Below are 21,622 nucleotides of genomic sequence, written 5' to 3'. Positions count from 1 at the left end.
CCCTTCTTTTTTTAGTGTTCCATAATGCGGCTTAACAAAGCCCGCACTGTCTCAGGTTCAAAAGGTTTATCGCAAAGCGCATTCACACCCGACTGAGCTATGTTGGCCAGATGAGACTCATTGGCTTCACTGGTCACCATCAAGACAGGAATATGGCTTTGCTGGCTGTGTTCACGAATATACTGGGTCAGTTCCTGACCATTCACTTCCGGCATATTAAAGTCGGTCACTACTAAATCAAACATGTTGTTTTGCAGCAGCTCAATGGCTTGTTGTCCATCTTCTGCTTCCGTTAAATGCTGAATGCCCAGATTCTGCAGTACACGTTTAATATGATTACGAGCCAGACGACTGTCGTCTACCACCAACACCCTTATATCGTGCACATCAAATAAACTCAGTTCCAGTTCGGCCGGACTTAACAAGTCGATAGCTGCATTTAAGGCTTTGCCTAACTGCACTGAATTAAAAGGTTTAGGTAAAATGGCTACTACGCCTGATTGTTTAAACTGCTCTAGTTGGGCTTTTTTGGTTTCAGACGAAATCAGCACAAAAGGCACGTCCGCTAAATTTGCATCGTTTTTTAGTTTTGCTAACAGCTCCAGGCTAGTTCCTTGCTCAAAATACAAGCTGCTGATCACCAGATCGGCTTTATGCTGTTTGAGCTGCTGCATGGCTGTTGTTATGTTGTCTGCTGTACTGACCTGGGTGGCGCCTTCTTCGGCCAGCTGTTTGATAATAATTTTGCGTTGAACATCTGAAGGTTCAATCAACAGGATAGATAAATCAGAAGGGGAGAGTTGTTGCATCAGACGCTCGCTTAATCCGCTTGGGGATCTTGGGTATAAAAGGGGGGCGGGTTAACCACCAGCCCACTTATGTTTGTAACCTAATTTGGTTAACTCCTGCTGCACCAGCTCGCGTTGGTCTCCCTGAATTTCAATGACACCATCTTTGACCGAACCACCACAACCGCACTTTTTCTTTAATAGGGCTGCTATTTCCGCCAGTGTTTCTGTGCTTTCAGCCAGGCCGGAAATAGTGATCACCGCTTTGCCATTGCGGCCTTTGGTCTCCCGTCTTAATCGTGCATGACCGTCAGAAAAACTCTGCGCCACAGCTTTTTGTGGTTTGGGTTTATCAATACGGCCTGAATCTGTACTGTAGACCAAATCATCCGATGCTGCTGTTGCAGCTTCAGCAGGTCGGCCCAATTGTTGTTGCCAGTCGGCCAACGAGATTTTTTTGCCACTCATAAAACAATCTGTGTAAGTCGTCAGAAAGCGCACGATAAACAAGTTAATAATAAACAGCAAGCGCTATCCCCGTCGTTCTTGAAGCTGCCGCTTTGTTACCTGCGCGCTCTCGCCCAAGTCACATAGTGGCCTATGCTCCTTGGGCTCGATCTCTTGTCGCCTTGCTGCAACTCCAATTACTTAGGGTATAAAAATAAGGAGGTAAAAAAAGCCATTGGCAAATAAAAGGCTTCTGGTAAACTACGACTAATTTTAGAAATCTGGATGGCTGAAGTGTCTATTAATTTATATCTGGAACAAACAGGATTAGCTGCCTTGCTGGAAGGGCAGGAAACTGCCATAGAACAGGCCGTGGCTGCACTGAAAACACAACTTGCCGCAGCGTCAGCTCCTGCTGTGACCTGGTCGTATCAGGTGCCGGAATTAGGCGAAGGCGGTGCTTGTTCTTTGTTTGGTCAACTGGCCGATGAACCTTATGATTTAGCTGCTACTTTAGGTAAAAGCGAAGCAACCACAAAAGCTTTGAGTCAACTAACTGCTGTGGTGAAAAACTATCAGCAGAGCAATGACAGTGATTGGTTTGGCATTTATCAGAAACGTCAGAACCCACAAGGCGACACCGTACTGGTGAAGCTGGCCTATTTTGGTGCGGCTTCCCGTGCTGAATTTCCGTTAACAGCCGAGTTTGCCCAAATCAGCAATAACAGCACTGTGGGTCTGACCGGCAAAGCTAAAGTGATTAACGATGTCACTGCGTATTTAACCGCAGGTGGCGAATATTATACCTGCGACCCCAAAGTATTATCCGAAGCTTGTTTGCCTCTCTTCAATAGTACAGGTGAACTGGCAGGTATTATTGACGCTGAGGCATTTAAACGTCAGGCCTACCATACAGATGCACTGGTTCGTCTGGTCGCTATCTGTCTTGTGCTGCCAGACTTGCTGCCTGCATGATAAGATGAAACCGAATTGATTTTTTAACACTGCAAACTGACAGGTAAAATTTATGTTTTCGCACTTACAGCCGACCCCTATCGATCCCATTTTAGGTTTAATGGCCGCTTATAAAGAAGATCCAAATCCACTGAAAGTGGACCTTGGGGTGGGTGTCTATAAAGACGAGCAAGGCCATACGGCTGTGCTGGATTGTGTGAAAAAAGCCGAAGCGCTGCGTTTAAAAAACGAAGACAGTAAAACCTATATTGGTATGGCGGGTGATTTATCCTTTAACAGCCATATCGAGAAACTGGCTTTTGGTCAGCATAAAGTACTGTTGTCTGGCCGTGTCACTACAGCGCATACCCCTGGTGGTACAGGCGCATTGCGGGTGGCTGCTGAATTTATTAAAAAAGCCAATCCTGATGCTACGGTGTGGGTCACCAACCCAACCTGGGCTAACCATATTTCTCTGTTTCAGGCGGCCGGTCTGAAAGTCAAAGAATACAGTTACTATGACTGGGATACCAAAGGCTTAAAGTTTGACGCCATGCTGACTGAGCTGGCGCAAGTCCCTGCAGGTGACGTGGTGCTGGTACATGCCTGCTGCCATAACCCAAGCGGTATGGATTTGAACTTTGAGCAGTGGAAACAATTTGCGCATTTGGCCAAAGAAAAAGGTTTTACGCCACTGGTGGATATGGCCTACCAGGGTTTTGGTTTAGGTCTGGAAGAAGACACTCAGGGCTTACGTTATCTGGCTGATCTGGTCGAGGAACTGATTTTATGTAGTTCATGTTCGAAAAACTTTGGTTTGTACCGTGAGCGTATAGGGGCCTGTAGCATAGTAACAGCGGACAGCAAAACCACTGAAATTGCAAAATCAGTGTTGTTAAGCGTGGTACGTAGTATCTACTCTATGCCACCAGCTCATGGCGCTATTATCGTGAGTCATATTCTGGATAGCCAGGAATTAACGGCGCTGTGGCATCAGGAACTTGCTGTGATGCGTAATCGTATCAATGACTACCGTCAGCTGATTATCGATAAATTTATTGCTGAAGGTATTACACAGGATTTCAGCTTCATTACTAAACAACATGGTATGTTCTCGTTCCTCGGCATTAACAAAGAACAAATAGAGCGTCTGCGGAAAGAGTTCAGCATTTATATGGTGGGTTCAAGCCGCGTCAGTATCTCCGGCTTAAACCACAGCAATATTGATTACTTCGCCAAAGCGATGGCGCAGGTGCTAAAAGGTTAAGCGTTCAGACTAACCAGTAAAGGGTGGCTTGTGTCACCCTTTTTAATTGCAGCAAAAAGTACTCAGTCGCAGGAAGGTGGCGCTGATTTAAGCTAGCATAAATAAAGTTTCGTATAGATAGTCATACATCTGCCTGAGGTTAGTAGTGCTAAAAAGTCTATGTGCTGTTCTGTTTTCTTTGTCAGCTGTGTCTGCCTATGCAGCGTCAATCCGGGTAGTGACAGAGCTATCGCCTCCACATCAGACGGTCGAAAATGGCCGGGTTGCTGGTGTCAGCACACAAATTGTTGAGGCTACGTTACAACAGGCGGGGCTGCAAAGCCGCATCGAAGTCTATCCCTGGGCCAGGGCTTTTTATATTGCGACAAGCACGCCGAATGTGCTGATTTACAACATGGCCCGAACTACAGAACGGGAAACAGAATTTCACTGGATTGGTCCTGTCGCCACTTACAGGTTAGGGTTAGTCAGACTGACAGAACGCACTGATTTGACTCCAAACCATCTCAAAGACTTAGGCTCTGCTGTGATTGCGGTGCAAAGAGATGATTTCTCTTATCACTGGTTAAAACAGCAAGGTATGAAGGTTGGCAAAGAGCTGCAACTCTCTGCTGATATACTGGAATCCTGGCGTTTATTGCTCAAAGGCAAGGTAGATTATGTGATCGACGACGAGGCTGCCTTGACGTTGATGGAGAAGCAGTTGGCTCAACCTCAAGGCATCACACGTTTTGTGTTGGCTATCCCACAGCTTGAGCAAAAAACCTATCTGGCAGCCAGTAAGGACACCGATCCTGAACTGGTTAAGAAGCTGCAGCAAGCCCATCTTCAAGTGCAAAAAACAGCCTTGTACCAGAATGTGATGGCTGGTCGTTTTTAAAGTTCGACCAGTTCGTTCATTAACTGAGTCAGCCATACATTAAGACGCTGATCCGTCTGGTCATATTGATTTTCTTCGTCCAACGCCAACCCATAAAACCATTCGCCGTCTGAGGTCACTGCTTTGGAGGCAATAAAGTCATAACCCTCTGTAGGCCAGAACCCGATCCGAATACAGTCTTGCGGCGCTATGGCCTGATGCAACATACCTACAGCATCCTGAAACCATTCGGCATAGCCCAGTTGATCGCCCATGCCATAAATAGCCACTATTTTTCCGCTTAAGTCGACTTCTTTAATGTCGTCCCAATGTGCTTCCCAATCTTCCTGCAGCTCACCAAAATCCCAGGTAGAAATACCCAAAATCAGCAAATCGTAGTCTGCCATCAGCGTCAGAGGCTGATCTTTAATATTATGAAGTGTTACACTGCTGCCATCCGGCAAACTTGGGTCAGCACTTAAAAGCACCTGAATTTTCTCTGCCACTATCTGGGTGTAGCAGGTGGTGGATCCGTAAAAAAGACCAATGTTCATCTGATATAACTCAGCACTTTGTGGGGCCGGCAGTGTAGCAGAAGCGTCTGAACCAACAAAGTCAGACAAGATAAATTAACCCGGGAGTAAGAAGTGGCAACGGTATTGGCCAGCTCAGAGCAACAACTGATCCAGGCTTTTTTAGATCAGCTATGGCTGGATAAAGGTGTCAGTGAACATACCTTAAGCGCCTATGGCACAGATCTGACTAAATTTGCGTTGTTTTTGCAGCAGCACGACCAGCAATTGACGGCTGTGGATCAACTGCTGCTGAATAGTTATCTGGCCTACAGAGTGGATCAGGGCTTTAGCCCACGCAGCACCTCCCGCACTTTAAGCAGCTTACGACGCTTTTATCGTCATCTGCACAAAACCAAACAAATCAGCGAAAATCCTTTATCTGATGTTTTTAACCCCAAAATTGGTCGTTCTTTGCCTAAAACTCTGTCTGAGCAGGACGTAGATTTATTATTGGCTGCGCCGGATGTCAGTGATTTAATTCAGTTTCGTGACAAAGTGATGTTAGAAATTCTCTATGCAGCCGGTCTTCGAGTCTCGGAGCTGGTCGGTTTAACCTTGCAACAGATTAATCTGCGCCAGGGCTTAGTCCGGGTCACAGGCAAAGGCAAAAAAGAACGGCTGGTGCCTTTGGGGGAAACTGCGGTGGAATGGCTGGATCAATACCTGCGTCAGGGCCGCGGCTTGTTGCTCGATGGTCAAAGTGATGTGGTGTTCCCAAGCAACAGAGGCCAGCAAATGACCCGACAAACTTTCTGGCACCGGATTAAGTTTTATGCCAAAGTGGCAGGCATTAGTGCAGAGTTGTCTCCGCATACGGTACGACATGCTTTTGCTACCCATTTATTGAATCATGGTGCTGATTTAAGGGTCGTACAGTTACTGTTGGGACACAGCGATTTATCAACTACCCAAATTTATACCCATGTGGCGCAAGCGCGCCTGCAAAGTTTACATCAACAACATCATCCAAGGGGCTAGCCCGCGGAGCAGGAAACAGAGATGAAGAAGTTTAGCTATCTCGCCGTTATGGCAGCATGTTTGAGTACAGGTTTAGCAGCACAGGCGGTGTTACCTGAAGTGAATAAAGCCTTTTCTGAAGTGGGCTTAACTGTCAAAGCTGTAGCGGACTCCACTGTGCCCGGCATGCTGCAGGTGCAAACCGACAAAGGTTTATTTTTTATGTCAGACAACAAGCAGTATTTGTTTGAAGGCAATATTTACGACTTAAAAAATAAAAAACTGGTGAATGAGGATATCCTGAAAGACATCCGCAAAGCCGGTGTAAAAGACTTTGACGGCTCAGTCATTGAGTTTAAAGCCGCTGACGAAAAATATGTGATCCATGTATTCACCGATACCAGCTGTGGTTATTGCCGTAAGTTACACAACGAAATGGCGGATTTAAATAAAGCTGGTATTACCGTACGTTACCTCGCTTTCCCTCGCGGAGGGATCCAGTCGGCAACCTATGACGAGTTGCAGTCGATTTGGTGTGCTAAAGATGCCAAACAGGCGCTGACGGATGCAAAAAATGGTAAAGCCGTGAAGCAAGCCAGCTGCCAGAACAACGTGGCGCAGCAATACGAGTTGGGCCAGAGTTTTGGTATCAATGGCACTCCAGCTCTGATCTTACCTGATGGTCGTTTAATTCCAGGTTATCAACCCGCCGCAGCTTTAGTAGCTACCCTGAGTCAGAATGCGTCTTAAGCGGAACCATCCTTGAGTATCATGAAAGAATTACAACGCCGGCCTGTACCGGCGATTTCGGCGGAGCTTTCCCAGTACCATCCGGTGATCCAGCGTATCTATGCCAGCCGTGGCATTGAAAGCTCGCTACAATTGGCACGGGGCGCTGCTCAGTTACTGCCTTTTACTTTGCTCAAAGGTATTTCAGCAGCAATAACCTTGTTGATTGAAGCGTTACAGCAGCAACAGCATATTGTCATAGTCGGCGATTTTGATGCAGATGGTGCCACCAGCACAGCCACTTTGCTGACAGGCTTAAAAAGCCTGGGGTTTAAGCATGTGGAGTATTTGGTGCCGAACCGGTTTGAATATGGTTATGGTTTGTCGGTTGAAATGGCAGAAATTGCTGTGGCTCAGGGCGCTCAGCTGATCGTCACAGTTGATAATGGTATTTCAGCCATTGACGGCATAGTGCTGGCAAAAAAAATGGGTGTCAAAGTGCTGGTCACAGATCACCATTTACCTGGCAACGAACTGCCGGATGCGGATGCTATCGTCAATCCAAACCAGCCGGGCTGTGACTTTCCCAGTAAACAACTGGCTGGTGTAGGTGTGGCGTTTTATCTGCTGTTGGCGCTGCGTGCTGAACTTCGAAGCCTTGGATATTTTACCGAAACTCAGCCTGAACCTAATCTGGCGGATCTGTTGGATCTGGTGGCGTTAGGCACAGTGGCCGACGTTGTCCCGCTGGATACCAATAACAGAATTCTGGTGCATCAGGGCTTGCAACGTATTCGCAGTGGCAAAGCCCGGCCAGGCATTCAGGCGTTAATTGATATTGCCAATCGTAAAGCGGAAAAACTGACAGCTCAGGATTTTGGTTTTGCTTTAGCTCCCCGTTTAAATGCCGCAGGGCGTTTAGATGATATGGGCCTTGGTATTAGCTGCTTATTAGCACCTGATTTACCCCGCGCCCGTATGTATGCGGCAGAACTCGATAGCTTAAACGTCGAGCGCCGTGAAATAGAGCAGGGCATGCAGCAGGAAGCTCAGGCTTATTTGCAGCGGTTGTCCTTTGCCTCTGAAGAGTTGCCGGACGCTTTGTGTTTGTACCAAAGTGATTGGCATCAGGGCGTGATCGGGATTTTGGCCGGCCGTATTAAAGAGCAGTACCACAGACCTGTGCTGGTGTTTGCTCAAGGCGATGCAGGCGAGCTCAAAGGGTCTGCTCGTTCAATTCCGGGCTTACATATCCGCGATTTATTAGATGAAGTTTCTACCCAATACCCTGGCCTGATTAAAAAGTTTGGCGGTCATGCGATGGCGGCTGGTTTAACTATTGCCGAAGAGCGGTTTGAAACCTTTAAGCTGGCGCTGAACTTTGTTGCAAAAAAATACCTGACGCCAGAGCTACTGACAGCCGTGCTCTATACAGACGGAGATTTGGGTAGTGATTGCTTGTCTGTACCTTTTGCAAGGCTGTTGCAACAAGCAGGTCCTTGGGGACAAGCCTTTCCTGAACCGGTGTTTGAAGGCGAATTTATTATCCGCCAACAACGCTTGTTAGCTGATAAACATCTGAAACTGATGCTGGAATCCAGTGATGGCAGCTTAGTAGATGCCATCTGGTTTAACGCTGATAACAAGGCCTGGCCTGATGCCAATGTTAAAAAAATCCGCGTGGCTTATCAGTTGGATATCAACGACTACCGTGAGCAACAGTCGGTGCAATTGATAGTGCGTTTAATTGAAAAAATTGGTTAGCTTGGCCAAATAAGTACTTTAGGGCCAGCATTTTTGTGGCCCTAAAGTATCCGCAACAGAAAATCGTCGGGATGGCTGCATGTCTGCAGAAAAATTGCTACAATCGCCACCAATTTTTTTCTAAGCGCCTTAAATCATGTTTGAAGTAAATCCGGTATACAACGCCATTAAAGATCTGACTGAACGCACCAATGTGCTTCGGGGGTATCTTTGACTACGACGCCAAAAAAGAAAAGTTAGAAGAAGTCAGCCGCGAGCTGGAAGATGCTGCCGTCTGGAATAAACCTGAATATGCTCAGGCTTTAGGTAAAGAACGTTCGGCTTTAGAGCAAGTGGTGGGTACCATTGACAAGCTGGACCAGGGACTGGAAGACGTTGCCGGTCTGGTCGAGCTTGCCATTGAAGCTGAAGACGAAGATACTTTTCATGAAGCTCAGGCTGAACTTGCTGATCTGGAAACTCAGCTGGCAAAGCTGGAATTCCGTCGTATGTTCTCAGGCAAAAGCGATCCGGCGGATTGTTATCTGGATATTCAATCTGGTTCTGGTGGTACTGAAGCTCAGGATTGGGCCAGTATGTTAATGCGGATGTATCTGCGTTGGGGCGAAGCCAAAGGCTTTAAACCTGAACTGTACGAAGTGACAGATGGCGACGTGGCCGGCATCAAAGGTTGTACTATCAAATTTACCGGCGAATATGCCTATGGCTGGTTGCGCACTGAAACCGGTGTACATCGTTTAGTGCGTAAAAGCCCGTTTGACTCGGGCAACCGTCGCCATACCTCGTTTGCGTCGGTATTTGTGTCGCCAGAAGTCGATGACGATATTGAAATCGAAATCAACCCGGCCGACTTACGGATAGATACCTACCGTGCTTCAGGCGCTGGTGGTCAGCACGTCAACAGAACCGACTCAGCGGTGCGTATTACTCACTTACCCACCAATATTGTGGTGCAGTGTCAGAACGACAGGTCACAACATAAAAACCGCGATAACGCTTATAAGCAATTACGCGCCAAGTTGTATGAGTTTGAACTGCAAAAACAAAACGCCGAAAAACAAGCGCTGGAAGACACCAAGTCGGATATCGGCTGGGGCAGTCAAATCCGTTCTTACGTGCTGGACGACTCGCGGATTAAAGACTTACGCACAGGCGTGGAAACCCGCAATACCCAGGCCGTATTGGACGGTGACCTCGACAAATTTATTGAAGCCAGCTTAAAAGCCGGTTTGTAATTTAGCTCACAAAATCAGGAACTTATCATGTCTGAACAAAACACTCCTATCGAAGAACATCAGGACGTAAATAAACTGATTGCTGAGCGAAAACATAAGTTGGCTGGCTTACGTGAGATGGGTAACCCATTTCCAAATGATTTTCGCCGTGATGCCACTTCTGACCAGATCCATGCTCAGTACGAGCATCTGAGCAAAGAAGAGCTGGAAGAGAAGAAAATCCGTGTCACTGTGGCAGGTCGTATGATGCTGCGTCGTATTATGGGTAAAGCCAGCTTTACCACTATTTCTGATGTCGGCGGCAAGTTGCAGTTGTATGTAGCACGCGACAGTCTGCCTGAGAATGTCTATAACGAAGGCTTTAAAAAGTGGGATTTAGGCGACATCATAGGCGGTAGCGGTGTGTTGTTTAAAACTCAGACGGGTGAGCTGACCGTCTGGTTAGACGAAATCCGTTTACTGACCAAAGCCTTGCGTCCTTTGCCGGATAAATTCCACGGTTTAACCGATCAGGAAGCCTGTTACCGCCAGCGTTATTTAGATTTGATTGTGAACGATCAGTCACGCAAAACCTTTTTAATCCGTTCAAAAACTGTGGCTTATATCCGTCAGTTTTTTAACAGCAAAGGCTTTTTAGAAGTAGAAACCCCAATGCTGCAAAGCATTCCAGGTGGTGCTTCGGCCCGTCCTTTTGAGACGCACCACAATGCGCTGGATATGCAAATGTTCCTGCGTATTGCACCAGAGCTGTATTTGAAGCGGTTAGTGGTCGGTGGTTTTGAAAAAGTATTTGAGCTGAACCGTAACTTCCGTAACGAAGGCGTTTCTACCCGTCATAACCCTGAATTCACTATGCTGGAATTCTACTGGGCTTATGCTGATTACAACGACTTAATGGATATCACCGAAGAGTTATTCCGTGGTCTGGCGCAGTCTGTGCTGGGCACCACTGAAGTGCCTTATCAGGGCAACCTGTTTGATTTCGGTAAACCTTTTGCCCGTATGTCTGTGACTGAATCTATTCTGCACTACAACCCAGAAGTGAAGTTAGAGCAGTTAACGACCCGTGAAGCTGTCGCTGAATTGGCCAAGTCCTTAGGCATTGAAGTCAAAGCCAACTATGGTCATGGCCGTATTCTGATGGAAGTTTTTGATGAGCTGGTCGAAACCAAGCTGCAACAACCTACTTTTATCACTGAATACCCGGCAGAGATTTCTCCGCTGGCGCGTCGTAACGATCACAATCCGGAAATCACCGACCGTTTTGAGTTCTTTATTGGTGGTCGTGAATTAGGCAATGGTTTCAGCGAATTAAACGACGCAGAAGATCAGGCTGAACGTTTCCGTGAGCAAGTTGCACAAAAAGAAGCGGGCGACGATGAAGCCATGTACTACGACGAAGATTTCGTCACTGCACTGGAACATGGTTTACCGCCAACCGCAGGTCAGGGTATTGGTATCGACCGTCTGGTAATGTTACTGGCCGATGCGCCAAGCATCCGCGACGTGATTCTGTTCCCGCATATGCGTCATACAGATAAACACGGCTCATAAGGCTTTGAAGAAAAAGGCAGCGCAAGCTGCCTTTTTCTTCTGTGCTCCGTTAAAACAGAGCCTTTTACTGTGCTTTGCTGATTTATTATTTTTTTATCCTGCCTTTTGATTGAGCAGCAAGCTGCCCTTTGTTATAATTTCCCCCCGTCCTAAGTTCGTAAATTCTTTATTGCCAATGGCGTCTCAGGGGTCTCATGACTACAAGATACATCTTCGTGACGGGTGGGGTTGTCTCATCCTTAGGTAAAGGCATTGCTGCTGCATCCTTAGCAGCTATTTTAGAAGCCCGTGGCCTGAAAGTGACCATCCTTAAACTGGATCCGTACATCAACCTGGATCCGGGCACCATGAGCCCAATTCAGCACGGTGAAGTGTACGTCACAGAAGACGGCGCAGAAACCGATCTCGATTTAGGTCACTATGAGCGGTTTATCCGCACTAAAATGACCAAACGTAATAACTTCACTCAAGGCCGTATTTATTCAGACGTATTACGTCGTGAGCGCCGTGGTGATTATTTAGGTGCCACTATTCAGGTGATCCCTCATATCACCAATGAAATCAAAAGCCGTGTGATTGCAGGCGCCGAAGGGTATGACATTGCCATAGTGGAAATTGGTGGCACTGTCGGTGATATCGAGTCATTGCCATTCTTAGAAGCTATTCGTCAGTTAGGCACTGAAATTGGCCGTGAACGTGCCATGTTTATGCATCTGACTTTAGTGCCATACCTGGCACGGCCGGTGAAATCAAAACCAAACCGACTCAGCATTCGGTCAAAGAGCTGCGTTCTATTGGTATTCAGCCGGATATTCTGGTCTGCCGTTCTGACCGCGCTATCCCATCGAACGAGCGCGCTAAAATTGCACTGTTCACCAATGTGGAAGAACGTGCAGTTATTTCATTAAAAGACGTCTCCAGCATTTACCAAATTCCTGCACTGTTAAAATCACAGGGTCTGGATGATTTAGTGGTGCGCCGTTTCCATATGACGTGTCCTGAAGCTGACCTGACCGAATGGGAACAGGTGTTGTATCAGGAATCCAATCCTACAGGCGAAGTGACCATTGGTATGGTCGGTAAATACGTTGAACTGCCAGATGCTTATAAATCAGTCAACGAAGCGTTAAACCATGCAGGTTTAAAAAATCGCTTAACTGTGCATATCAAATACATTGACTCGCAAGACGTCGAAAGCAAAGGCACTGACATTTTAGCTGGTGTGGATGCGATTCTGGTGCCTGGTGGTTTTGGTGAGCGTGGCGTCGAAGGCAAAATTTTAGCGGCCCGTTATGCCCGTGAAAACAAAGTGCCTTACCTGGGTATTTGTTTAGGTATGCAAGTCGCGCTGATTGAATATGCCCGTAATGTAGCCGGCATGAAAGATGCGCATTCAACTGAATTTAATAAGAAAACACCTTACCCTGTGGTGGGTCTCATCACAGAATGGCTGGATGCGGACGGTAATGTTGAACAGCGGACTGATAAGTCTGATATGGGCGGCACTATGCGTTTGGGTAGCCAAAACTGTAACCTCAAAGCCAATACCAAAGCCCGTGAGATCTATGGCAATGACATCATCAGTGAACGTCATCGTCACAGATACGAAGTGAACAACAACTATGTTGCTCAGCTCGAAGAGGCTGGCTTAAAGATCTCTGGTCTGTCGGCGGACAACCAGCTGGTTGAAATGATTGAAATACCTACACACCCATGGTTTGTGGCGGGTCAGTTCCATCCGGAATTTAACTCTACACCACGTGACGGACATCCGTTATTCCAGGGCTTCGTGGCCGCCGCTTATAAATATCAGAAACAGCAATTGGTTTAATTTGATTAAAGCCGGGCCCTTGAGTCCGGCTTTTGTTTATGCAGCATAGAAGGGGATTTACATGTCTGAGATCGTCAATATCATCGCCCGTGAGATCATGGATTCGCGCGGTAACCCAACAGTAGAAGCCGATGTATTTCTGGCCAGCGGTGCCATGGGTCGTGGCTGTGCGCCATCAGGTGCTTCTACCGGTACCCGTGAAGCTTTAGAACTGCGCGATGGTGACAAGAGCCGTTATTTAGGGAAGGGCGTGCGCACTGCGGTTGCCAATATCGATGGTCCAATCAAAGCGGCTTTACTGGGTAAAAACGCGTACAAACAAGCAGAAATTGACCAGATCATGATCGATCTTGATGGTACTGAGTCTAAATCTAAGTTAGGTGCTAACGCTATTCTGGCTGTATCTTTAGCTGTAGCCCGCGCAGCTGCCGCTGACAAAAAAATCCCATTGTATCAGCACATTGCCGACTTAAACGGCACACCTGGTGTGTATTCCATGCCTGTGCCTATGATGAACATCATCAATGGTGGTGAACATGCGGATAACAACGTTGATATTCAGGAATTTATGGTGCAGCCTGTTGGCGCTAAAACCTTCGCTGAAGCGCTGCGTATGGGCGCCGAAATTTTCCACCAACTGAAAAAAGAACTGCACAGTCAGGGCTTAAATACAGCTGTGGGTGATGAAGGTGGTTTTGCACCGGATCTGAAGTCTAACGAAGAAGCTTTAACTGTGATTTCTAAAGCTGTGGCCGCTGCTGGTTACGAGCTGAACAAAGACATCACTTTAGCTTTAGACTGCGCAGCCTCTGAGTTTTATGTCGATGGTAAGTACAAATTATCTGGCGAAGGCAAAGAATTCACCTCCTATGAATTCAATGACTTCCTGGCTGGTTTAGCTACGCGTTTCCCTATAGTTTCAATCGAAGACGGTTTAGACGAGTCGGATTGGGATGGCTGGAAAGACATGACCAATAAAATGGGCAACAAAATCCAGTTAGTAGGCGACGATTTATTTGTCACCAACACCAAGATCCTGACCCGTGGTATTGAGCAGGGCATTGGTAACTCTATCCTGATCAAATTCAACCAAATCGGTAGTTTAACTGAAACTTTAGCCGCTATTAAAATGGCGAAAGACGCAGGTTTCACTGCAGTGATTTCACACCGTTCAGGCGAGACTGAAGATGCCTTTATTGCTGACTTGGCTGTAGGTACCGCTGCTGGTCAAATTAAAACAGGTTCTTTATGTCGCTCAGACCGCGTGTCTAAGTACAACCAGTTACTGCGTATTGAGCAGGAATTAGGTGCTAAAGCCCCGTACCGTGGCCGCGTAGAAATTAAAGGCCAGGCGTAAGCCTGGTCAGATAAAGCAATCAAGGGTGGTTTTTGCCCTCTTGATTGCTTTTGCTCCCTTGATTACCATCAACGGATGAAAAAACATTCAGCCGATCAACATCAGCTGTGGCAAGGCCCGGCGCAGGACCTGACGTATACAGAGCTTTGTAATGCTTTGTATGAACGGGAGTTGATGCGTTATGCCAAAACCGCCCCCGAGTTTTTAGCTGGTCTTCCTAAAAAAATTGCCAGTTTGCCTTTTTATATCCGCCGCTGCGCCAGCAGTATTTTGTCGCACAAATCCCCGCTTGAAATGGATAGTCAAAATGCCAGTTGGATAGGTCGTCAAAGCCCACAGTGTCCGGCCAGAGAACAAGGCATTGAACAAATTGAACAGTTTTACTTAAAACACAAAAAATTAGCTTTGATAGTGCCTGTCTACCAAAACCAATTGGCGCAAGAAACAGTTTGGCTGGACTCAGTCGATGAAATTGATATCGATGGGCAGAGATTGCATTGCAATGAACATGGCTGGTTTAGTTTTAACGGCACGCCTTTGACCGACGAAAACAGTGATAAATTCTTACTTAAGCCAACAAAAAGCTTAATGACAGCCGCTTGTTGTGGTCATCAGTGGCTTAACAGTGAACGCAAAACCCCACGGGTCTTGAGTTTAAGAGAGTTATTGCTGGCAAGCCGGCTAAATTGGCAGAACTTTGCGAAGCCTTTTCAGCCTTAAGCGGTATTTTTCACTAGCAAGCCTTTATTTTCGGCCTTATTAGGGCTTTCCAGTCAGGCCGATAAGCTTCATAATACTTTCAATTCTGTCTTTTTTGGTTTGATATGCGCTTGTTAGTTTTATTGCTACTCATGCTGCTTGCAGCACTTCAGCACCGCTTGTGGCTCGGCCAGCATAGCGTGATGGAGTATTGGGCGCATAAAACTGAGCTAGCAAAGATGGAACAACAAAATGAAGTCTTGGCGAAACGCAATAAATTGCTTAAAGCTGATGTGACTGATCTGCAAATAGGGCTGGATGCTATTGAAGAGCGCGCCCGCAACGAATTAGGTTTGATCAGACAAGACGAAGTATTTTTCCGGATTATTAGCCCGCTGGATAAAAAATGACCGCTATTCCTGCTATTGCGACTGTGATCCCGGCCGCTGGTGTTGGCAAACGAATGCAAGCGGATAAGCCCAAGCAGTATCTGCAACTTTGTGGCCTGACTGTGTTGGAGCAAACGCTGCATCGCTTAAAACAAGTTCCTGCTTTACAACAGTTTTATCTGGCGCTGAGTCCGGATGACCCTTATTTTCCTGCATTGCCTCTGGCGAATGACCCGACGATTCAACGCCTGAATGGTGGCGCTGAACGCGCTAATTCAGTGCTTAACGCTTTGCTACAGATTGACGCGCAGCAGTATCCATGGGTGCTGGTGCATGACGCCGCCCGCCCTGCAGTGCGGGTCAGTGATATCGAGCTTTTGATTCAGAGCTGTATTCAACAAGGGCAAGGCGGCATTTTGGCCACGCCTGTGCGGGATACCATGAAACGTGGTTCTGACACTGTACAGCATACTGTTGATCGGGCTGGTTTATGGCATGCCTATACGCCGCAGTTGTTTCCGACAGCGCAGCTCAAGGATGCATTGCAACAAGCTTTAGCTCAGGGCGTGGCTATTACTGATGAAGCCAGCGCTATGGAATGGGCAGGATTGCCTGTACTTTTGGTGCAGGGCCATGCTGACAATATCAAAATTACTCAGGCTGAAGATTTAGCTTTGGCCGCTTTTTATCTGGAGCATTCTGTATGATGCCGTTTCGTATTGGTCATGGTTTTGATGTGCACGCTTTTGGTGGTGAAGGTCCTGTCACTTTAGGTGGGGTAAAAATTCCTTACGAACAAGGTTTGCTGGCGCATTCAGATGGTGATGTAGTGCTACATGCTGTATCTGACGCATTGTTAGGCGCTATGGCCTTAGGTGATATAGGCCATCATTTTCCTGACACAGACGCGGCTTTTAAAGGCATAGACAGCCGCATTTTATTGCGTAAAGTTTTTGCTGATGTCAAAGCTTTAGGCTTCGAAGTGGGTAATCTGGACGTGACCATTATGGCGCAAGCGCCAAAAATGGCACCTCATGTCGATGCGATGCGCGCTTGTATTGCTGAAGATCTGGTCTGCGGTTTGTCACAAGTCAATGTCAAAGCCACTACAACAGAAAAACTTGGTTTTGTTGGTCGCAAAGAAGGCATTGCCGTCGAAGCCGTGGTGCTGTTGGTGAAGTCCTGATGCAAAAAACAGTGCAGCTGCCACAGCTAAGTTATTTATATGGCCAGCCTGAAACTACAGCTTTATTGCGTGTGCAACCTGATGATTTTGTTGTGCATGAAGAGCTGAGTTTTACACCGACCGGCGCTGGCGAGCATATGCTGCTGCTAGTGGAAAAAATTGGTCAGAATACGCAATATGTCGCCAAGCTGTTGGCTGAATTAGTAGGTTGTAAAGCCCGCCAGGTCAGTTATGCGGGGTTAAAAGACAGGCACGCTGTCACCCGTCAGTGGTTTTGTGTGCCCGTGCCTATCAAACAACAACTGAACTGGCAGGACTGGAATATCGAGGGCGTTAAAGTTCTCGACAGTATCCGTCATCAGCGCAGGTTAAAGTTAGGCTCGATAAAATATAACGAATTCACCCTGACGTTAAGGGATGTCAGTGATATTCCGGCTCTGTTAGCGCGGTTAGAGTTAGTAAAAAAAGGCGTGCCGAATTATTACGGCGAACAACGTTTTGGTATTCAGGGTGGTAATTTAGCTTTAGCCGAACAGCTATTTTCTGGCGGTGGTATTGAAGATCGGAAAATACGCGGTTTAGCTTTGTCGGCCAGCCGTTCTTTTTTGTTTAATTTACAAGTCGATGCGCGGGTAAAAGCTGGTACTTTTAATCAGTTGCTGATGGGTGAAGTGGTTCAACTGGATGGCTCTGGTTCTATTTTTAAAGTGCCGCAGAGCGATGACACTTTAAGGCAACGCTTACTGGAGGCTGACCTTCACCCCACGGCGGGCTTGCCGGGTTTAGGTGAGCCTTTAACTACGGCCGATGCTTTGGCTTTTGAACAACAAAGCCTGAGCCTCTGGCAACATTGGGTCGATAAGCTCGCTGAACTCAATGTCAGGGCGGAGCGACGCAGCATTCGGGTTATACCAAAAGATTTAACGGCCGAAGTACAAGGCCAGAATGTAAAAATTAGCTTTAAACTCTATTCCGGTTGTTTTGCTACTGCCGTTTTACGGGAGCTGGTGAATTACCAGGATGTGCAACGTAATTACGCCACATTGGATTAACCCCTTTGGGGCGAGGGCAGATCATCAATGCGAATTTTATTAAGTAACGACGATGGCGTGTACGCCAAAGGTATTCAGGTGCTGCAGCAGGCTTTATCTGCCATAGCAGAAGTCACTACTGTAGGGCCCGATCGCAATTGTAGTGGGGCCAGCAATTCGCTCACCCTATTAAACCCGTTACGTACTCAGCAGTTGGATAATGGTTTTATCGCAGTCAATGGTACCCCAACAGACTGTGTGCATTTGGCGATCAATCAGTTGTTGGACAAAGCACCGGATTTGGTGGTGGCTGGTATTAACCACGGTGCAAACTTAGGCGACGATGTGCTGTATTCGGGCACCGTAGCTGCAGCTACCGAAGGCAGACATTTAGGTTTGCCTGCCATTGCGGTCTCTTTAGCTGGTCGTGATGAGCAGCATTTTGCTACCGCAGCTTATGTCACAGTGCAGGTGATTAAAAAATTAAAATCTCAGCCACTGCCTGCGGATCAAATTTTAAATATTAATGTACCAGCTGTGCCATTGGAGCAACTGCGCGGTATACAGGTGACCCGCTTGGGCCGTCGTCATAAGGCTGAAACCATGCAAAGCTCTACAGACCCTTGGGGCCGTCCCATCTATTGGTATGGCTCCTTAGGACCCGAGCTGGATGCAGGCCCAGGCACAGACTTCTATGCGATAGCCCAGGGTTACGCGTCTATTACGCCTTTGCATGTCGACATGACCGCCTATCGCAGCATGGAATTATTAACGGACTGGTTAGATGGAATTGAGTGTTAAGTTATGGCTGTAGTCACCCATCGCAGTGCCGCAGTATTGGCACAAAAGCTCCAGCAGGATGGTATTCAGGACAGCAGAGTGTTGTCCGCTATTGCGCAAACGCCAAGGCATTTGTTTGTTGAAGCAGTACTGGCGCATAAAGCTTATGAAAATACGGCTTTGCCTATAGGGCAGGGCCAAACTATTTCGCAGCCTTATATAGTAGCGAAAATGACAGAGTTATTGCTGCAATCTCAGCAATGTCAAAAGGTGCTGGAAATAGGCACTGGCTCCGGTTATCAGACCGCTGTACTGGCGCGTTTATTTTCACAGGTTTGTAGCGTCGAACGGATAAAGTCACTGCAGTTTCAGGCGAAACGCCGCTTGCAGCAACTGGATTTACACAATGTGTCGATGAAACATGGCGATGGCTGGCTTGGCTGGGCCAGTAAAGCGCCTTTTGACTGCATTATAGTGACAGCTGCACCTCATGAAGTGCCACAAGCTTTATTGCAGCAACTGTCAGAGGGCGGGCGTTTAGTGATCCCAGTCGGCTCTCAGGAGCAAGTGTTACGAGTATTCACCCGTATTGGGGATGAGTTTGAGCAAAAAGATGTCGAGGCCGTGCGTTTTGTACCCTTAGTTCCGGGTGAGCTAGCTTAATCAAAAGGATGAACAGTTGAAAATTTTCCAATGGATGTATGACAAAGCACTGGTATGGGCAAAACACCGGCATGCAGAACGTTATTTAGCAGGCTTGAGTTTTACTGAATCCGTTATTTTCCCTATACCGCCAGATGTGATGTTAGCTCCTATGGCATTGTCCCAACCTGACAAAGCCTGGCGTTTTGCCTGGATCACCACATTATTTTCAGTATTTGGTGGTATTTGCGGCTATTTCCTCGGTTTATGGTTGTACGAGCCTGTGGTGCTGCCAGCAGTCGAATACATGGGCTATCAGGAGACTTTTGCCAAAGTAGAACATTGGTTCACTACCTATGGTGTGTGGGTGGTATTTATTGCGGGTTTCTCTCCTATTCCTTACAAGTTATTTACCGTAGGCGCAGGATTGATGAATATGGCTTTTTTTCCTTTTGTTATCGCTTCTTTTATTGGCCGCGCTAGTCGGTTTTTTTTGGTTGCAGGCCTGATGTACTGGGGCGGTGAAAAAATGCAGCAAAAACTGCGCGATATTGTCGACTTGCTTGGGTGGGGGACTGTAGCTCTGGGCGGTATTTTATATTTGGTCTATCGCTAACTGATGAAGTATTTGAGTGTCTGTTGCCTGGTTCTGACATTAACGGCTTGTAGCTCAAGAGAATCGCCAGCACCTGTTACTACACTCAATGACATCAAAAGTTACTACAAAAAATACCCACAAGGTGAACCAGTCTCAGGTTATGTTGTTCAAACAGGTGACACCTTGTATTCGCTTGCGTTCAGAGCCGGTATGGATTATCGGGAACTGGCTCAACTGAATAATATTTTACCTCCTTATCGTATTTTTGCAGGCCAAACGTTACGATTTAGTAACAAAAAATACACATCAATTCGCGGTGAACAGCGTTATTCATCCGTTAAAGTGCCAAAAACAGCGACTGCAACAGTAAAAAATCCTTCGCGAACGCAAAGTAAATTAACAACTGCTAACAAAGCTGTTGCGCGCAACAATCAAACGGGTTATGTTCAAAAGCAGACAGTAAAGGAAAATGCAACTTCAGCAGAAAATTCTGTTTCCAGTTCTAAAGTAAGATGGTCATGGCCAGTTCGTGGACCACTACTGGCAGGCTTCTCTAATGCTGAACATGGTAACAAAGGGTTAGATATAGGAGGAAAAGCAGGGACTCCTATAAAAGCAGCTGCGGCGGGTGAAGTCGTTTATGCGGGAAATGCACTAAGGGGCTACGGCAATCTGGTGATTATCCGTCACAACGACGACTTCTTAAGCGCCTATGCTCATAACCGTAAATTACTGGTGAAAGAGCGTGATACTGTCGCAAGCGGACAAACTATAGCTGAAATGGGTGATACTGATGCGACCTCTGTCCGGCTGCATTTTGAGATCCGTTTCCGTGGTAAGTCTGTTGATCCAAAACGATACTTAAAATAATTAAATATAATAAAAAACATCACCCCGAAAGGGCGAACAGGTAAGGATACCGGGCAGTTCAGGTGATACCCAAAGCTTGTAGAAGTGGGAGAAGGAAATGGGCCATAAAGATGACGATGATGTAATTGAATTTAAAGAAGCTGAATTAACAGATGATGTTCTTTTAGCAGATGATGATAACGCAGAACCCGATTTAGCCGCTTTAGCAGCGGAAGAAGACACTACCCCAGACGACGTTTTTACAGCCAATGATAGCCAGCGAGCTATGGACGCCACTCAGATTTATCTGGGTGAAATTGGTTTTTCCCCCTTATTATCCGCTGAAGAAGAAGTCTATTTTTCCCGTCTTGCACTCAAAGGCGATAAAGCTGCCCGTAAACGTATGATTGAAAGCAACTTACGTTTAGTGGTGAAAATTGCTCGTCGCTATATCAATCGGGGTTTAGCCTTGCTGGATCTGATTGAAGAGGGGAATTTAGGTTTGATCCGCGCTGTGGAAAAGTTTGATCCTGAACGAGGTTTTCGTTTTTCAACTTATGCTACCTGGTGGATCCGTCAAACCATAGAACGGGCCATTATGAATCAGACCCGTACTATTCGCTTGCCTATTCATGTAGTCAAAGAGCTGAATATCTACCTGCGTGCAGCCCGTGAGTTATCACAACGACTGGATCACGAGCCAACACCGGAAGAAATAGCAGCTGCTCTCGACAGACCTGTTGAAGAAGTTCGCAAGATGTTGAAGCTGAATGAAAAAATTACCTCAGTGGATACCCCTGTTGCAGGCTCTTCGGAAAAACAGCTACTTGATGTATTGGCCGACGAAAAAGAATTAGGCCCGGAAACTGAATTACAGGATGCAGATATTCGCCAGCATCTGGTGATTTGGCTGGATGAGCTCAATGCCAAACAACGAGAAGTCTTAGCCCGCCGTTTTGGTTTATTAGGCTATGAGCCATCGACGCTGGAAGATGTAGGTAAGGAAATTGGATTAACCCGCGAAAGAGTAAGACAAATTCAGGTAGAGGCACTGCGCCGTCTGCGTGAAATTGTGACTCATCAGGGCCTGAATATCGAAACATTATTCCAGGAATAATGAAGCGGGTCAGA

At 46.8% G+C, this 21,622-nt stretch carries 22 protein-coding genes and 1 pseudogene; 20 read left to right on the top strand and 3 right to left on the bottom strand.

Going from position 1 to position 21,622, the window contains the following annotated elements:
- Positions 1-11: 11 nt before the first annotated feature.
- Positions 12-809: a response regulator gene (locus WH43_RS03385; protein WP_053423247.1), complete on the bottom strand. Its 798-nt coding sequence runs from the start codon at positions 807-809 to the stop codon at positions 12-14.
- Positions 810-860: 51 nt separating this feature from the next.
- A complete protein-coding gene (locus WH43_RS03380) occupies positions 861-1,256 on the bottom strand; it encodes a translation initiation factor (protein WP_053423274.1) in 396 nt (131 codons plus the stop codon).
- 264 nt (positions 1,257-1,520) lie between these two features.
- Between WH43_RS03380 and WH43_RS03375 the strand changes: the two genes are divergently transcribed.
- The 3 genes from WH43_RS03375 to WH43_RS03365 all read left to right on the top strand — a co-directional run bounded on the left by WH43_RS03375 (position 1,521) and on the right by WH43_RS03365 (position 4,336).
- A complete protein-coding gene (locus WH43_RS03375; protein ID WP_053423246.1) occupies positions 1,521-2,210 on the top strand; it encodes a GAF domain-containing protein in 690 nt (229 codons plus the stop codon).
- Positions 2,211-2,262: 52 nt separating this feature from the next.
- A complete protein-coding gene (locus tag WH43_RS03370) occupies positions 2,263-3,456 on the top strand; it encodes an amino acid aminotransferase (protein WP_053423245.1) in 1,194 nt (397 codons plus the stop codon).
- A gap of 145 nt (positions 3,457-3,601) precedes the next feature.
- Positions 3,602-4,336 (top strand): substrate-binding periplasmic protein, encoded by a 735-nt coding sequence (locus WH43_RS03365; RefSeq protein ID WP_229670252.1) that lies wholly within the window; start codon positions 3,602-3,604, stop codon positions 4,334-4,336.
- Here the strand turns inward: WH43_RS03365 and fldB are convergent.
- Positions 4,333-4,938 (bottom strand): flavodoxin FldB, encoded by a 606-nt coding sequence (gene fldB, locus WH43_RS03360; protein ID WP_229670254.1) that lies wholly within the window; start codon positions 4,936-4,938, stop codon positions 4,333-4,335. The two genes, WH43_RS03365 and fldB, sit on opposite strands and share 4 nt — an antisense overlap.
- A 24-nt stretch (positions 4,939-4,962) precedes the next feature.
- On the opposite strand from fldB, the gene xerD reads away from it, so the two are divergent.
- The 17 genes and pseudogenes from xerD to rpoS all read left to right on the top strand — a co-directional run bounded on the left by xerD (position 4,963) and on the right by rpoS (position 21,608).
- Entirely contained in the window at positions 4,963-5,868 is a 906-nt protein-coding gene (xerD, locus tag WH43_RS03355) for a site-specific tyrosine recombinase XerD (RefSeq protein ID WP_147902817.1), read from the top strand.
- Positions 5,869-5,889: 21 nt separating this feature from the next.
- Positions 5,890-6,597: a bifunctional protein-disulfide isomerase/oxidoreductase DsbC gene (gene dsbC / locus WH43_RS03350; protein ID WP_053423244.1), complete on the top strand. Its 708-nt coding sequence runs from the start codon at positions 5,890-5,892 to the stop codon at positions 6,595-6,597.
- A 21-nt stretch (positions 6,598-6,618) separates the two neighbouring features.
- Complete coding sequence (gene recJ / locus WH43_RS03345; RefSeq protein ID WP_053423243.1) at positions 6,619-8,340, top strand: single-stranded-DNA-specific exonuclease RecJ; 1,722 nt, start codon at positions 6,619-6,621, stop codon at positions 8,338-8,340.
- Positions 8,341-8,476: 136 nt separating this feature from the next.
- Positions 8,477-9,575, top strand: a protein-coding gene (prfB, locus tag WH43_RS03340) for a peptide chain release factor 2 (protein WP_185148506.1) whose coding sequence is annotated in 2 segments (ribosomal slippage) — positions 8,477-8,551 and positions 8,553-9,575 — 1,098 coding nt in all. Because the reading frame shifts where the segments join, the coding sequence is not laid out codon by codon here.
- A gap of 27 nt (positions 9,576-9,602) precedes the next feature.
- Positions 9,603-11,129, top strand: a complete 1,527-nt coding sequence (lysS, locus tag WH43_RS03335; RefSeq protein ID WP_053423241.1) for a lysine--tRNA ligase — start codon at positions 9,603-9,605, stop codon at positions 11,127-11,129.
- Positions 11,130-11,323: 194 nt separating this feature from the next.
- Positions 11,324-12,960, top strand: a pseudogene (pyrG, locus tag WH43_RS03330) (CTP synthase).
- 61 nt (positions 12,961-13,021) lie between these two features.
- Entirely contained in the window at positions 13,022-14,317 is a 1,296-nt protein-coding gene (gene eno / locus WH43_RS03325; RefSeq protein ID WP_053423240.1) for a phosphopyruvate hydratase, read from the top strand.
- Between the two features lie 75 nt (positions 14,318-14,392).
- On the top strand, positions 14,393-15,037 hold the full coding sequence (locus WH43_RS03320) for a hypothetical protein (protein ID WP_053423239.1): 645 nt from the start codon (positions 14,393-14,395) through the stop codon (positions 15,035-15,037).
- Positions 15,038-15,141: 104 nt separating this feature from the next.
- Entirely contained in the window at positions 15,142-15,426 is a 285-nt protein-coding gene (ftsB, locus tag WH43_RS03315) for a cell division protein FtsB (protein ID WP_053423238.1), read from the top strand.
- Positions 15,423-16,112 (top strand): 2-C-methyl-D-erythritol 4-phosphate cytidylyltransferase, encoded by a 690-nt coding sequence (gene ispD / locus WH43_RS03310; RefSeq protein ID WP_053423237.1) that lies wholly within the window; start codon positions 15,423-15,425, stop codon positions 16,110-16,112. Before ftsB ends, ispD begins: the two co-directional genes overlap by 4 nt.
- The gene (gene ispF, locus WH43_RS03305; protein ID WP_286049432.1) at positions 16,109-16,591 is read left to right on the top strand and encodes a 2-C-methyl-D-erythritol 2,4-cyclodiphosphate synthase; all 483 of its coding nucleotides are present in this window, start codon (positions 16,109-16,111) and stop codon (positions 16,589-16,591) included. The genes ispD and ispF overlap by 4 nt, the downstream gene beginning before the upstream one ends.
- Entirely contained in the window at positions 16,591-17,643 is a 1,053-nt protein-coding gene (gene truD, locus WH43_RS03300) for a tRNA pseudouridine(13) synthase TruD (protein WP_053423236.1), read from the top strand. The genes ispF and truD overlap by 1 nt, the downstream gene beginning before the upstream one ends.
- Positions 17,644-17,670: 27 nt before the next feature.
- Positions 17,671-18,423, top strand: a complete 753-nt coding sequence (surE, locus tag WH43_RS03295; protein WP_053423235.1) for a 5'/3'-nucleotidase SurE — start codon at positions 17,671-17,673, stop codon at positions 18,421-18,423.
- 3 nt (positions 18,424-18,426) lie between these two features.
- Positions 18,427-19,065 (top strand): protein-L-isoaspartate(D-aspartate) O-methyltransferase, encoded by a 639-nt coding sequence (locus WH43_RS03290; protein WP_053423234.1) that lies wholly within the window; start codon positions 18,427-18,429, stop codon positions 19,063-19,065.
- A gap of 16 nt (positions 19,066-19,081) precedes the next feature.
- Entirely contained in the window at positions 19,082-19,660 is a 579-nt protein-coding gene (locus WH43_RS03285) for a YqaA family protein (RefSeq protein ID WP_053423233.1), read from the top strand.
- Positions 19,661-19,663: 3 nt separating this feature from the next.
- Positions 19,664-20,512: a peptidoglycan DD-metalloendopeptidase family protein gene (locus WH43_RS03280; RefSeq protein WP_053423232.1), complete on the top strand. Its 849-nt coding sequence runs from the start codon at positions 19,664-19,666 to the stop codon at positions 20,510-20,512.
- A 97-nt stretch (positions 20,513-20,609) separates the two neighbouring features.
- Entirely contained in the window at positions 20,610-21,608 is a 999-nt protein-coding gene (gene rpoS, locus WH43_RS03275) for an RNA polymerase sigma factor RpoS (RefSeq protein WP_053423231.1), read from the top strand.
- Positions 21,609-21,622 lie beyond the last annotated feature (14 nt).

This window comes from Rheinheimera sp. KL1 (genome assembly GCF_001275035.1).
Classification (GTDB): domain Bacteria; phylum Pseudomonadota; class Gammaproteobacteria; order Enterobacterales; family Alteromonadaceae; genus Pararheinheimera; species Pararheinheimera tangshanensis.
The sequence above is the reverse complement of the archived record's forward strand: the minus strand, read 5'-3'. Positions and strand labels throughout refer to the sequence as shown.